We start from the raw sequence: 12,773 nt of genomic DNA, 5'->3' as shown, positions 1-12,773 counted from the left end.
ATGTGCCGCATTGCGCCATGCCGAGGCATCTCGGCCGGCGGTCCTTGCCCGCGCGGCGCATGGCCCCATCTAAAATCACACTGATCCGAATACCTCCACGCCATGACCTCATCGATACTTTTTGTCTGTCTGGGCAATATCTGCCGATCGCCACTGGTGGAAGCCGTTGCCCGCCAGCGGTTTGCGGACGCGGGTCTGTCGGTGGATGTGGACTCGTGCGGCACCGGCGGCTGGCACGTGGGGCAGGGTGCGGATGCGCGTTCGATACGCGTCGCCGAGGAGGGCGGCTACAGCCTGACCGATCACTGTGTTCGGCAGCTGACCGTGGATGATTTCGGCCGTTTTGATGCGGTGCTGGCGATGGATGACGACAACCTCGCCGCGCTGCGAGCGAGCAGCCCGCGCCAGTACAGGGATCGCGCCGTGCTGTTTCTCGACGCGGGCGGTCTCGATGACTACGCGCCGCCGATCGTCCCCGATCCCTACTACGAGGATCTCGATGCGTTTCGCCACGTGTTGAAGCTGGCAGAACAGGGCGTCGATGGATTGATCGAACGCCTTCGGCGCGGCGAGCCGCTGACTGCGCCAGCGCGCGGCACTGCGTAGAGTTCGGCATGCAGGCCAATCAAGTGCAGCCGTTCGACGGCAAAGTCTTTGTCCAGACGCTGACCTCGTCGTCGGGGGTCTACCGCTATTTCGACGCCGCTGACGAGCTGCTCTACGTCGGCAAGGCCAGCAACCTCAAGAAGCGCGTCGGCAGCTATTTTCTGAAACCGCGGATGGAGCCGCGCATCGCCGCGATGGTGTCGCAGATCGCGCGCGTCGAGATTACGGTGACGCGGACCGAGGGCGAGGCGCTGCTGCTGGAATCGCAGCTGATCAAGTCGCTCAAGCCGCGCTACAACATCCTGCTGCGCGACGACAAAAGCTATCCGTACATCTATCTGTCGACCGGCGAGGATTATCCGCGGCTGGCGTTTCATCGCGGCGCGAAGAACCTCAAGGGCAAATTTTTTGGCCCGTACCCAAGCACCTACGCGGTGCGCGAAAGCCTGAGCCTGATGCAGAAGCTGTTCAAGGTTCGCCAGTGCGAGGACAGCTATTTCCGCAATCGCTCGCGGCCCTGCCTGCAGCACCAGATCGGTCGCTGCACGGCGCCGTGCGTGCAGCTGATCGGCGTGGATGATTACGCCAGCGACGTGCGCCACGCGCAGATGTTTCTCGAAGGCCGTAGCAAGGCCGTCCTCGACGAGCTCGGTGAGGCGATGGAGCGGTCGAGCCGCGAGCTGCAGTTCGAACGCGCCGCCATCCTGCGCGATCAGGTCTCCGCTCTGCGCCAGCTGCAGGCGCAGTACCACGTGCAGGGCGCGAACGCGGATATGGACGTGATCGCCTGCAGCATCGAATCGGGCATTGCCTGTGTCAGCGTGCTGTTTTTCCGCAACGGCGTCAGCCTGGGCACGCGCGATTTCTTTCCGCGCCTGCCGCTGGAAGACGCCGATTCGGCGGACGTGCTGGCACAGTTCATTGCGCAGTACTACCTCGATCGGCCGGTGCCGCGCGAGCTGATTCTCAGCGAGTCGATTGCCGATCAGGACATTCTCGCCGAGCTGCTGGCGCAGCAGACCGGCCACGCGGTGGAACTGAAGTCGAGCGTGCGCGGCGACCGCGCCCAGTTCCTGCAGATGGCGCAGCGCAACGCGCGGGCGTCACTGACTGCGCGCCTGGCCAGCCGGCAGACCCTGGGCACGCGCTTCGAGGATCTGAAGAAAGTGCTCGAGCTGGATTTTTCGCCGCGACGCATCGAGTGCTTCGACATCAGCCACACCATGGGCGAGGCGACGGTGGCTTCCTGCGTGGTGTTTGGGCCCGAAGGCCCGGAGAAGTCGCATTACCGTCGCTTCAATATCGCCGGCATCACGCCCGGCGACGACTACGCCGCCATGCATCAGGCGCTGACCCGGCGTTTTCGCAAGGTCGCCGAAGGTGAGGGCGCCAAGCCCGACGTGCTGCTGATCGACGGCGGCAACGGACAGGTGGCCCAGGCGATGGACGTGTTGAGCGAGCTGGGCGTGAGCGGCATCGAGGTGGTCGGCGTCGCCAAAGGCCCGGGTCGACGTGCCGGTGAGGAGACCCTGGTGCTGGCGCGCAAGGCCGCGGGAAGTCTCGGGCGCGAGCTGCACCCGGGGTCGTCGTCGCCGGCGCTGCATCTGGTCGCGGCCGTACGTGACGAGGCGCATCGCTTCGCCATCAGCGGCCATCGCAAGCGGCGCGAAAAGGCGCGCGAACGGAGCGTGCTGGAAGACGTGTTGGGCATCGGCGCGCGGCGGCGTTCGGCGTTGCTGAAGGCGTTTGGCGGCCTGTCCGGCGTTGAAGCGGCCGGCGTCGAGGAGCTGATGTCGGTCAAGGGCATTGATCGCGGACTGGCCGAGCGCATTTACGCCAGCCTGCATCCCTGACCCGCGCGGATTTTTACTTTCATTCGGCCGTCTGACGTTTTTGTTCATTCGCTGACTTCCTGCCATGCGACACTGCGGCCAACCACTGGACCTTTCATGCGTATCAACCTGCCAACCTGGCTGACCCTTTTCCGCGTGGCGCTGCTGCCGGTGATGGTCGCGGTGTTTTATCTGCCGTTTCCAGGCCACAACATCACGGCGGCTATCGTCTTTGTGCTGGCGGCGATCACCGACTGGCTGGATGGTTATCTGGCGCGCCGCATGAACCTCACCTCGGCCTTCGGCGCGTTTCTCGATCCGGTCGCCGACAAGCTGATGGTGGCGGTGACCTTGTTTTTGCTGGTGGAGTCCGATCCCACCAGCGGCTGGTCGAGCATTCTGCTGGCGCTGACGTCCGCCGTGATTGTGGGGCGCGAGATCAGCATCTCGGCGCTGCGCGAATGGATGGCTGAAATCGGCATGGGCGCTACGGTCAAGGTGGCGCTGGTCGGCAAGCTCAAGACCATCATGCAGATGGTGGCGCTGGTGGTGCTGATCGTGCAGCACGAGAAAGAGGCCACGGCGCTGCGGCTGTATCACATCGGCGAAGGCCTGCTGGTGATTGCCGGCATTCTCACCATCTGGTCCGGCGTTTACTACCTGCGCGCGGCGTGGCCGATGCTGCGCGGCGATGTGCCCGCCCCGGTGGTTTCCAGCAAGACAGATACGGAAGCCTGATCTTCAGCAGTCGGCCGTTGAAACAGTGCAGGTGGCATCAAGTCTGACGCCAGGGGTTGACGATAAGGGGTTGACGATCCGGGTTCACGTATTAGAATGCGCGGCTGCAGTGCGGGAATAGCTCAGTTGGTAGAGCACGACCTTGCCAAGGTCGGGGTCGCGAGTTCGAGTCTCGTTTCCCGCTCCAGTTTTCAAGCAAAGCCCCGACTCGTTCGGGGCTTTGCCGTTTTAGTAAGCCTCATGGCTTGCGAGGTTGAGAGCGAAAAATCAGCAGGCTCATCGGCGCTGCAGGTATTCACAGCCGGCATGATTCTGCTATGATTCGTCGCTCAGTTGCGGGAATAGCTCAGTTGGTAGAGCACGACCTTGCCAAGGTCGGGGTCGCGAGTTCGAGTCTCGTTTCCCGCTCCAGTTTCAGCGAAACCTCGGTCCACCGGGGTTTTGTTTTTTAGAGGCAACCTGCGATCATCGGCATAGGCTGATACTCGCAAAGCAAGACGCAACGGCCTGGTGGCAGAGTGGTCATGCAGCGGCCTGCAAAGCCGCGTACGCCGGTTCGATTCCGACCTAGGCCTCCATTGCGATCAACGACTTAGGCGCCTTCGGGCGCCTTTTTCGTTTCTGTAATAACGCGATATAGGGGCGAAATATCGCGTTCGGCCACCGGTATTGGGGTGTTGAACTGGCGTAAGCTTGAGTGATTTCCGCTGACGTGAGTTTGAGGCATGGCGACAAAGCGCAGGCGCAACGGCAAATGGCATTACCGGATTCGGCGTGCTGATCTGCTGCCAAGGCCTCTCTATCTGAGCTTTGATGATGAGGCCGAGGGTGATGAATATGTTCGGCGCATTGAGGCGCTGCTCGATCGCGGTGTAGTTCCCGACGAGTTTGTCGAAAAGCGCGAGGTGCAGAAAACGCTACGCGAAGGTATCCGGCGCTATCTGTCGGAGCAGCACGTGTCCGATGAGGATGCGGATCTGTTGAAGGTGGTGCAGATGCGCCTGCCGCGCGGGTTGGGCTTTCCCGAGATGACGTTTACGTGGGCCACGGCGTGGGTGTCGGCGATGAAACGCGAACAGAACCTGGCGCCGTCGACTATTCGCCACCACGTGGGTGCACTGGCCCGTGCGCTGGATTGGCTGGCAGCGCATGGTGAGCTGCCGTTCAACCCGCTGAGGTTGTTACCGAAAGGGTATGCCACGTATACACGCGACGACGGTGTTGCGGTGAAAGTGATCGAGGGCAAGACCAAGACGGACAACGAACGCGATCGCCGCCTGGAGGGCGATGAGGAAGCGCGCATCCGCGAGGCGCTCGCCGGCAGCAAGCGCGATGACAGGCAGCGCGCGCTCGAGCTGCGGCACGGCGACAAGCTGGTGCTGCTGTTTGATATAGCGCTGGAGTCGGCGATGCGCATGCGAGAGATGTACACGCTGAGCGTTGGCCAGATCGACCTGGAAAAGAAAACGATCTTTCTTGACCGCACGAAGAATGGATCCAAACGGCAGGTGCCGATCACGTCGGTGCTGCTGAAAAAGCTGAGGCCGGCGATCAAAGGGCTGCCGCCGGATGCGCAGCTGTTCCCGTGGTGGGATGGCGACCTGTCGCGCGAAAGCCTGAGGAAAACGACGTCACTACTCTCGCGGCAGTTTTCGCGAATTTTTGAAACGGCGCAGTGTGCCGGCCTGCATTTTCACGATCTGCGGCATGAGGCGACATCGCGCCTGTTTGAACGCACCAAGCTGTCGGATATCCAGATCAGCAAGATTACTGGCCACACCAGCCTGGCGATGCTCAAGCGCTATGCGAACCTGCGCGGCTCTGATCTGGCTGAGCATCTTTGGTAGCGGCCTCGTAGGTATCGAGGTTGGGCAGAACGCGGCCCCTGCGCGCCGCCTGGCGCGGCGCTGCAGGCTCGCGGTGCTCCGGCTTGGCCTTGCGCTTGTTGCGGCGTTCCTCGGCCTGCTTGCGGCCTTTCTCGCGAATATAGCCGATGAGGTCGGAGCGCAGCATGACGGTGTGCTTTTGATTGAGCACCAGCGCGGCCACCTCACCGTTCTGCACCAGCTCGCGCATCGCCTCCACACCCAGATGCAGGAATTCAGCGCCCTGCTTGAGGTCGAGCGTGGCGTCGTTGTCGGGACTACGATCGTCAAGCACTGGCCAGCCTCCGGAATTCGATGGCCCAGACCCACGGATCGGTGTTCCAGCTGCCAATGCCGTTTATTGATTCCCAGAGTTCGCGAAATGCGTTATCAGGGTAGCTCCAATTCTTGGGGTGAGGTTCGTCACGGATCGCGCTGTAGTAATAGTCACCGTCGCCGTGGTGAATACTATTTATGCCTTCGGCGAGATAGCGACTTTCGAACGAGGTATCACCTTCGCCTTCGCAAAGTCGCTCAACGCGAACGTTTGTCACCTCCAATGTGATGCGGCTGGCCCAGCGCGGCATGAAGCGGGCATGCCGATAGCGACCCACCATGGCACTGCCGTGCGGATCGCCGAATCCGCTCCAGTGTTCATTTCTAAATCCGGAAGCTTCGTACTGTATCGGCGCCCATGGAAGGCGATATCCAGCCTCTTTGCACCGCTCTGCGATCTGCTTGCCGCTGAGATCGTCCAAGCCAGCAGCGCTTCGCCACGCTTCGCGCACCCATAGCCGATCGCCTGGCTGGCCGTGGGGGCAATAGTTCAACCAGCACTCAGGCTTAAAGGGTCCCGATCCAGTTTGAACAACTTCGCCATTGCGCAGCGCGTGCGTTTGGTATCTACCGTTCGGCGTCCAGGTCATCCGTTCCGGCGCGAAGATCCGCCGCGTCACCGTCTTGCGGCCTTCGAGCAATGCTCTCACCATGGGTGCACTGAAAAGGATCGGTCGTTCTTTCATGCCGACTCTCCATCGGCTGGCGTGGCGCGAAGGGCTGCGTCGATGTATTCGCCAACAGACATGCCGTCATGAGTATAGGGAACTGGTAGCTCCAAATAAGAGCCGCGACCTTTGATCACTAGGCTCGCGTTGGATGCAAACCAGCGATACCGAGCCGCATCGCGCGCCAACTCATCCCCACCCTGCGCAGCTAACCGGTCGGTGGATGGGGCGGATCTGTCGTCGATCATCGGCGCCCAGCCAACAGGCGTGCCTTTGCCTTCCGTAAAATGGTCGTGATCCCAGCACCATCCGGCGAACTGCCAGTTGTCTTCGCCGTTCTCGTCGAAGCTGTTGCTTCCGATAGTCCATGCCGGACCAAGTGTGTCATCCGTAGCATGCTCATCGAATTGAACAAGCAGCTGCAGCATGCGGCCATCACGAGGCGCAGATTCGATCGGTCGCGCCAATGCCGCTACCGAATTCCCTTGATCGTCCTGCGCGGCTGGGATGGGTTGCATTGTGTAAAGCGGGAATAGCTTGTTTTCAGGCGGTCGATTGACTGGCTTGGCTTTTCCGACATGGAACTGCATCGAATGCCTAAGCAATCCGTGTTCGTTCTGCAGCGATTTAATCGTTGCACTCGGCTCAGTCTCCAACCAAGCCAGAGGCTCCACCTTCTCCTGCTCAGCGATGAGCTGGGCGCGTGCTGCCTGCCATGCTTTGCGTTGTAAGCCGCATTCACGACTGCCGATAGGATTAGCCTCGTAGTCGAACGCGTTCTCGACGTACCACTTCTCAAACGCCGCATGCTCATTTTCGTTATTCATGCGGCAATCCTTTCGCTGGTTTCTGCATAGTCGAGATTTGCCCGTGCGATGGCGAAAAGCGGTGGCGGGCTGACGCTGTTGCCGACCATGCGGACGCTGGCGCTGATGCTGAGGGGCTTGCCGTCGGCGGTGCGGTCGATGATGTAGTCAGGTGGGAAGCCCTGCGCGCGGAACAGCTCCTCGCGGCGCAGCATGCGCAGGCCGATATCCACGATGACGTAGGGCGTGCCCTGGATGACGACGGTGACCAGCGCGAGGCGATCGCGTGTGGTGATGGCGTCGAGCGGCTCGGTGAGGTCGACGCCGTGCGCGGTGCCGTAATACTTGATGAGGAACGCGGCGACGCGCAGCGCGCCGGCTTCGTACTGTTCGCTGAGTGTGCACTCGACCACAGCATGGTGCTCGCCGCCAGCGCTTACGGTGTGCAGCGGCTCGGCAGCGTCGGCGGCGCTGCTTGTGCCACGCAGCTTGGCCATATGCGCGGTGACCAGACGCTGCTGGCTGCCTGTGCCACAGATGGTCGGCGCCGGGTCGCGCAGGTCGTTGCCGGCGCCGTTGTAGTAGCCGCCGTTGGCTTGCTCGAGGAAAGCCGTCATGACTCCCATGGCGTGCGCTGCGCCAGCAGGACGCGAGGCGCCCGCGCCACTGGTGATTGTCGGCATGGGAGCGGCGGCGGATGATCCTTGGCTATCGCCGCGAAACTTCACCAGGTGGGCAGCTGCAATGGCGTGTTTCACGCCGCCGCCAACTACGGTCCCAATCGGCTTTTCGATATCAAGCGATCGTGGTGCTTGGCCTTCGCGCTCGCCGTAGCCGGTCTGCACCAACGTGGCCGCAGCAACGGCATGGCCGCCACTTGCCGTGATCGTTCCGAGTGTTGATTCCACCGTGTTGCAACCACTTCCCCACCGCTGTATGCCGTCGTGCTTACCTTCGCCATGCGCAGCCTGCACCAACGTAGGCGCGACAACGGCGAAGTGTCCGCCCTTGACGGTGGCGCACTGGGTGCGCATCGGCTCATCGGCCGCGAAGTTGCGCTGTGCTGATCCGTTGGCGTGCTCGGTGACGAAGGGCACCAACGTAGGCGACACGGCGGCCAGCTCGCCGCGATTGGCGCCGGTGATGGTCGGCAGCGGTTCGCTGGCGGGATGTTGCCGGCGCTCGCCGTGATGGGTTAGCGGCACGATAAACGGCTCGTTTGCATCGATCACGTAGCGCTTCAAGCCCTTGGCAATACGGCGCATGGTGGCCGGCGCCAGCTCTTTTTTGCGGGTGAAGATCGAAGGGCACGGCACGGACCAGTCGATGCAATCCGCTGCGGTGACCAGCGGCAGCAAGCCGGGTACTTTGCCGTGCGTGGGCGCGGGCCATGGGATGGTGGCCACGTCGTTGCGGGCGACCATGAAAAGGCGCTTTCGGCTGGTGCCGGCGCCGTAGTCGCTGGCCACAAGCTTGCGCCATTCCACGGCGTAGCCGAGCGCGCGCAGCGCGGCGACGAACTGCAGCCACGTGCGGCCTGCGTAGCGCTTGTCCGGCACCAGCTGCTGATTCCATACCGGCACGCGTTCACCAGCAGCGGCAACGGTGCCGTCGAGTTTCAGCACGCGGCCAGTAACCTTGCAGCGCTTGGCGATGAGCGGACCCCATTTGAGGATCTGCTCGACGTTCTCCAGGCTGATGATGCGGGGCGCATTGCCGGTTCGCTTGAGCTTGCCCGCCCACTTGAGCACTACCCAGCTGAGCGAGCGCGTGGCGCGTGACCGCGGCTGTCCGCCTTTGGCCTGGCTGAAATGGGTGCAATCCGGCGAGGCATGAAACCATCCCACCGGGCGCAGGCCGACTTCGCGGCATGGGTCGGCGACCCAGATATCCTCGCGCTTGTGGATGGTGAACGGGTGGTTGGCCGCATGCATGCCCACGGCGAGTTTGTCATGGTTGTACGCCAAGTCCGGATCACGGCCTAGCGCTTGCTTGAGCGCCTCGCTGGCACCGCCGCCGCCGGCGAAGAGGTCGATGACGATTTCGCCCGGGCGCAGTGCGGACACCAGCGCTTTGCGAGGGAAGTTGAAGCCGTGCTGGCGGGTGCCATCAGCCATGGGAAATGGCCTTGCTCGACGTGCCGATGGTCGTCGATAAGCCGTCGAGTACTGCCTGCACGCGATCCAGGCACTCATTGGCGGCTATTTTTGGCGTGTCGTGGCCGAATTCGGAGCGGATTTCGAACGTCGCGCCCGTGGCGTTGACGTGCATATCTATAGCGCACATCCAGCCCTTTGTCTGGCTCATAAGCCTGGGGTTGCCGAACTTTCTGAGAAATAGCATGACGGTTTCGAGGTCAGCCATGAGCATGCTCCGTTGCGGCTTCGGTGATCTCGACATACGCGGACATCACCTTCATGAAGGCAATGTCCGCGCCGATTTCCTGTGCGGCTTTGCCCATGGACATGGCAGCGTCCAACAGCGTGACGTGGCGTTTGGCTACGATCGTCTGCAGCGCTTCGCTGAATTCGGCGATCTCGCTGTCGTAACGATCGCCGAGCAAGCTGCGAGTTGTTTTGCGCAGCTCGTAGAGTCGCGCGGTGACGGTGATGGCTTGCTCGGCATTAGCCATGATCTTCACCGCATCCCGCGCCCACGGCACCCCGATCATTGGTCGCGACGAAGCGCTGCCATGGCACCCAGCCGCGCGTGCAGTGGAAGCCCCACTCCCGCACGCGTGGGCCGGTGAGGAACAGGGTGCGGCAGACGGTGCCGGGGGCTATCTCGACGCGATGGGCGGCGCTTGGGAGGCGCCACACGACGTCACCTGCTGCACGCTGGGTGCGCACGTTGATGCCGCCTGCGCCGATGGTGTGCTCGACGTAGCTGCCGCCGACCAAGATGCTGCAATTGATCCATGGGTGATCATGCAGCGCGCGGTCTTCATCGCTGCGGCGGAATTCGTGCACGTAGATGGCGGGCAGGCGCGACACGAATTTCTGCCAGAGCGTTTTTTGGTCGTTGGGGATGTCGCGATACAGGCCACTCCATGGCGTGATGTACCAACGCAGCAGGTATGGATCGGCTGGGCCACCGACGATGAAGTCGGGCGCGCGGCGTAGGGCATGGGCGACGATGGTGGCGGCGATACTATTCATCGGAGCCAACCCCGCCGATCACTTCATCAGGGTCAAAGCCATGCCGATGACATAGCTCAATCGATGACTGACTACCCAATGCAGTTGCATCCATCACATGAGCCCATCGCTGCTGTGCCTGGGTCGAAAGACGTCCCGCATTAGCCACTACACGCCATTCAAACCGTTCGACGCTTGATCGATCCTGGGCAAGCTCATGCCCGTACGGCACGCGAAAGCCCGACGCGTGCTGGTGGCCGCCGCCGCCGTATTGCTTGGCGATAGCGGAGACGTCGGCGCCGTCCTCGCGGCTACGCAGGCTGAAGACGCGGCCGTCGGGCGTATCCCAGTAGCAGGCGGCGAAGGGCGCGTCGGTGGCCATGATGTGACAGGCTTCGCTGCTCATGGTGTAGGGCAGGTTGGCGGTAGGCACGTCGATGCCGCCGATGGTCATGGTGCGGCGCGTGACGGCGAGCAGCTCGCCGATATCTTTGTGATGTTTACGCTCGATGGCGATGCCGTCGTGCTGCAGTCGCTCGGTGGAATCGTAAGACTCCAGCATCAGCGTGTTCCACACGGCGAAGTCGTAGGGGTAGCTGAAAAGCGCGGCCTGAATCTCGCGCGTGTGTGGCAGGGCGAAGCGCCAGAGGTCGCGATCTTCGATGTGCTTGAGCAACCGCGGTGCGTGTTGCTCGGGGTAAAAGTAGCTCCACGTGAGTGCGGCGCCGCTATGCTCCATGTCGAACACGACGGCGATGTTGTCAGCAAGCTCGCCGTGTAGATTTTCAGCGGCGGTCTTGTGGTGGTCGAGCACGACGATGCATTGCGCCTGCTTGGCCATGGCGATGAGCACGTCGCGCGGGTAGCTGAAGTCCACGATGAACACCACTTTGCCGGTGCAGTCCGGCGGCGGCTGGCCGTAGTGGCCGGCATGGAAGGTTGCGCCATCACCAAAGAACCGGTGCACCACCCATGCGGCGCCAAAGCCGTCAGCGCAGTTGCCGTGGAAGATGCACAGCACCTGGTCGGGCGGTGTGAGGCGGATCGTCTTTTCGTGGTTCACGTTGGAATCCTCAAGGTGATGTGCTTGCCTTCGAGCCGGTAATCAAACGTACGGCGCGTGTCGGTGAGTGAGGCAAGCCACGGCTGCCGGAGATGAAAGCGGCGGCACAGGCGGTAGCTGTCGGCTTTGCCGAAATGACCGCGATAACTGGCCCAGATAGAGGAAATTGCGCGGAACTGCTGCGGCGTGGCGTGGGCTTTGTCACCGCGTATGTGTTGCCGTTTCCACGCGGTGATGGCCTGCTGTGCGTGCCGTAGCACGCGCGCACGCACGCGGGTGTGCGTCGGGTAGACCACGTAGCCGAGGAAGTCACAGCCGGCGCTCAGCGGCCGCAGCCGGATATCGGCCTTGAGCTTCAGTTTCAGCTTGTCGGCAAGGAACTGCTCGATCTGCGCCTGCCAGCGTTCCAGTTGCGCGCGATCGCGGTGCACCAGCACGAAGTCATCGACGTAGCGCAGATAGCGGTCGACCTTGAGCGTGTGCTTGACGAACTGATCCAGCGCGTCAAGGTAGACGTTCGCGAAGAACTGGCTACTCAGGTTGCCGATCGGCAGCCCGCAGCCCGGTGCGGCGTTTTCCAGCCGCTTATGCAGCGGCACCTGCGCGCGCTCTGCTGCAGTCGAGCGGTGTACGACGCCCTGCTTGCTAACCGGGTGGCGCAGCAGCGCATGCACGGCGCGGGTGACGATCTCCGGCGCGCCAGCGCGCTCAAGGCGCGGCTTGAGCGCGCCATACAGCACGCCGCGGTGAATGCTGTTGAAGAAGTTGTGGATGTCGAGCTGCAGATACCATCCGCCGCCCTGGCCGCTGTGCACGGAGCGCGCGAACTGCTGTAGACGCTCGACGGCCTTGTGCGTGCCTTTGCCCTTGCGGTTCGCGTAGCTGTCGTGGATGAAGCCTGGCTCATAGAGCGCTTCGAGCTGCCGCACCAGCCAGTGGTGCACGACGCGGTCGGCGAAATCAGGTGCATGGATCTGGCGCGCCTTCGGGCGCTGGGCGATGAAGCACGTCGCGGGGCGCGGTGACCAGGTGCAGGTGTTGATCTCGCGCTGCAGTTGCAGCAGACCATCGGCCCAGCGGATATCGAACGCCAGCTGGTTGCTGCTGGGCTTTTTGTTTTGGCGCGCGCACTTCCAGGCGCCGTACAGCGTTTTCAGACTCACTGCATCCTGACACTCACCGGCGGAAACGGACCGCACCGGCCGCACGAAGGCGGTGTTGTTCCGGTGGTTGTTGTTCACGTTGCCGTTGTTGAAATTGACTATCCACGCGTAGTCGGAAGACCACGCATCCCCGCGCACTTGCGATCCGGCCAGACATCCATGTGGGTAGTAAAGCGTCGTCATGACTTGGCCTCAGCGATCGAGGCGGCGCGGGTACTCAGTGTCTCGGCACGCTCCGCCGGCGGTTGTGCCGGCGAATTCTGGCCGTTCGGATGCCGCTGCTTTTTCCAGCCGCCCGCCTGCATGCCGAGGTCTTCCGCACAACGCGCAAGCGCCTCGAACTGGGCAAAGCTGTGGAACGCGTGCACCTGCTTGGCAAGCTGCAGGGTGAACTTCAGTTCATCGGTATCCCACACCAGCTGCCCCACCCACCGCGCCTGCTGTGGCTTGTCACGCCACGCCCGGTTGGCCACGCGCAGCACTTCGCGCGCGGCGCGCCGAAGATCCTCACCGACGCCGTAGCGGTGGCACCGAGGAAATTTCGACACGGCCAGCTCAA

The 12,773-nt window shown here is 62.5% G+C and carries 14 protein-coding genes and 3 tRNA genes; 7 read left to right on the top strand and 10 right to left on the bottom strand.

Going from position 1 to position 12,773, the window contains the following annotated elements; genetic code table 11:
* Positions 1 to 102: 102 nt before the first annotated feature.
* From ACDK93_RS11375 to ACDK93_RS11345, 7 genes are all read left to right on the top strand, one after another.
* Positions 103 to 606, top strand: a complete 504-nt coding sequence (locus tag ACDK93_RS11375) for a low molecular weight protein-tyrosine-phosphatase (protein ID WP_458068703.1) — start codon at positions 103 to 105, stop codon at positions 604 to 606.
* 8 nt (positions 607 to 614) lie between these two features.
* Complete coding sequence (gene uvrC, locus ACDK93_RS11370; protein ID WP_458068701.1) at positions 615 to 2,459, top strand: excinuclease ABC subunit UvrC; 1,845 nt, start codon at positions 615 to 617, stop codon at positions 2,457 to 2,459.
* 96 nt (positions 2,460 to 2,555) lie between these two features.
* Positions 2,556 to 3,176 (top strand): CDP-diacylglycerol--glycerol-3-phosphate 3-phosphatidyltransferase, encoded by a 621-nt coding sequence (gene pgsA, locus ACDK93_RS11365; RefSeq protein WP_458068700.1) that lies wholly within the window; start codon positions 2,556 to 2,558, stop codon positions 3,174 to 3,176.
* A gap of 111 nt (positions 3,177 to 3,287) precedes the next feature.
* Positions 3,288 to 3,363, top strand: a tRNA-Gly gene (locus ACDK93_RS11360).
* A 148-nt stretch (positions 3,364 to 3,511) separates the two neighbouring features.
* A tRNA-Gly gene (locus ACDK93_RS11355) sits at positions 3,512 to 3,587 on the top strand.
* 93 nt (positions 3,588 to 3,680) lie between these two features.
* Positions 3,681 to 3,754: transfer RNA gene (locus ACDK93_RS11350), tRNA-Cys, on the top strand.
* Between the two features lie 147 nt (positions 3,755 to 3,901).
* A complete protein-coding gene (locus ACDK93_RS11345) occupies positions 3,902 to 5,023 on the top strand; it encodes a site-specific integrase (RefSeq protein WP_458068699.1) in 1,122 nt (373 codons plus the stop codon).
* Here the strand turns inward: ACDK93_RS11345 and ACDK93_RS11340 are convergent.
* Genes ACDK93_RS11340 through ACDK93_RS11295 form a run of 10 tightly spaced genes read right to left on the bottom strand, consistent with a single transcriptional unit; the run spans position 4,971 to position 12,762 of the window.
* The gene (locus tag ACDK93_RS11340; RefSeq protein WP_458068697.1) at positions 4,971 to 5,336 is read right to left on the bottom strand and encodes a hypothetical protein; all 366 of its coding nucleotides are present in this window, start codon (positions 5,334 to 5,336) and stop codon (positions 4,971 to 4,973) included. The two genes, ACDK93_RS11345 and ACDK93_RS11340, sit on opposite strands and share 53 nt — an antisense overlap.
* On the bottom strand, positions 5,329 to 6,063 hold the full coding sequence (locus ACDK93_RS11335; RefSeq protein WP_458068696.1) for a hypothetical protein: 735 nt from the start codon (positions 6,061 to 6,063) through the stop codon (positions 5,329 to 5,331). Before ACDK93_RS11335 ends, ACDK93_RS11340 begins: the two co-directional genes overlap by 8 nt.
* Positions 6,060 to 6,872, bottom strand: coding sequence for a hypothetical protein (locus ACDK93_RS11330; protein WP_458068694.1), 813 nt, complete (start codon positions 6,870 to 6,872; stop codon positions 6,060 to 6,062). Before ACDK93_RS11330 ends, ACDK93_RS11335 begins: the two co-directional genes overlap by 4 nt.
* Complete coding sequence (locus tag ACDK93_RS11325) at positions 6,869 to 8,968, bottom strand: DNA cytosine methyltransferase (RefSeq protein ID WP_458068693.1); 2,100 nt, start codon at positions 8,966 to 8,968, stop codon at positions 6,869 to 6,871. The genes ACDK93_RS11330 and ACDK93_RS11325 overlap by 4 nt, the downstream gene beginning before the upstream one ends.
* A complete protein-coding gene (locus ACDK93_RS11320; protein ID WP_458068691.1) occupies positions 8,961 to 9,215 on the bottom strand; it encodes a hypothetical protein in 255 nt (84 codons plus the stop codon). Before ACDK93_RS11320 ends, ACDK93_RS11325 begins: the two co-directional genes overlap by 8 nt.
* Positions 9,208 to 9,483 (bottom strand): hypothetical protein, encoded by a 276-nt coding sequence (locus ACDK93_RS11315; RefSeq protein ID WP_458068690.1) that lies wholly within the window; start codon positions 9,481 to 9,483, stop codon positions 9,208 to 9,210. Before ACDK93_RS11315 ends, ACDK93_RS11320 begins: the two co-directional genes overlap by 8 nt.
* Positions 9,476 to 10,009: a hypothetical protein gene (locus ACDK93_RS11310; RefSeq protein ID WP_458068688.1), complete on the bottom strand. Its 534-nt coding sequence runs from the start codon at positions 10,007 to 10,009 to the stop codon at positions 9,476 to 9,478. The genes ACDK93_RS11315 and ACDK93_RS11310 overlap by 8 nt, the downstream gene beginning before the upstream one ends.
* Positions 10,002 to 11,051 carry a hypothetical protein gene (locus ACDK93_RS11305; RefSeq protein WP_458068686.1) on the bottom strand — a complete coding sequence of 350 codons (1,050 nt, stop codon included), beginning with the start codon at positions 11,049 to 11,051 and terminating at the stop codon, positions 10,002 to 10,004. The genes ACDK93_RS11310 and ACDK93_RS11305 overlap by 8 nt, the downstream gene beginning before the upstream one ends.
* The gene (locus tag ACDK93_RS11300; protein WP_458068684.1) at positions 11,048 to 12,397 is read right to left on the bottom strand and encodes a reverse transcriptase domain-containing protein; all 1,350 of its coding nucleotides are present in this window, start codon (positions 12,395 to 12,397) and stop codon (positions 11,048 to 11,050) included. Before ACDK93_RS11300 ends, ACDK93_RS11305 begins: the two co-directional genes overlap by 4 nt.
* Positions 12,394 to 12,762 carry a four helix bundle protein gene (locus ACDK93_RS11295; RefSeq protein ID WP_458068683.1) on the bottom strand — a complete coding sequence of 123 codons (369 nt, stop codon included), beginning with the start codon at positions 12,760 to 12,762 and terminating at the stop codon, positions 12,394 to 12,396. The genes ACDK93_RS11300 and ACDK93_RS11295 overlap by 4 nt, the downstream gene beginning before the upstream one ends.
* Positions 12,763 to 12,773 lie beyond the last annotated feature (11 nt).

The sequence above is a fragment of the Rhodanobacter sp. BL-MT-08 genome, from assembly GCF_054161255.1.
Note: the sequence above shows the minus strand (reverse complement) of the source record. Positions and strands in the feature narration are given on the sequence as shown.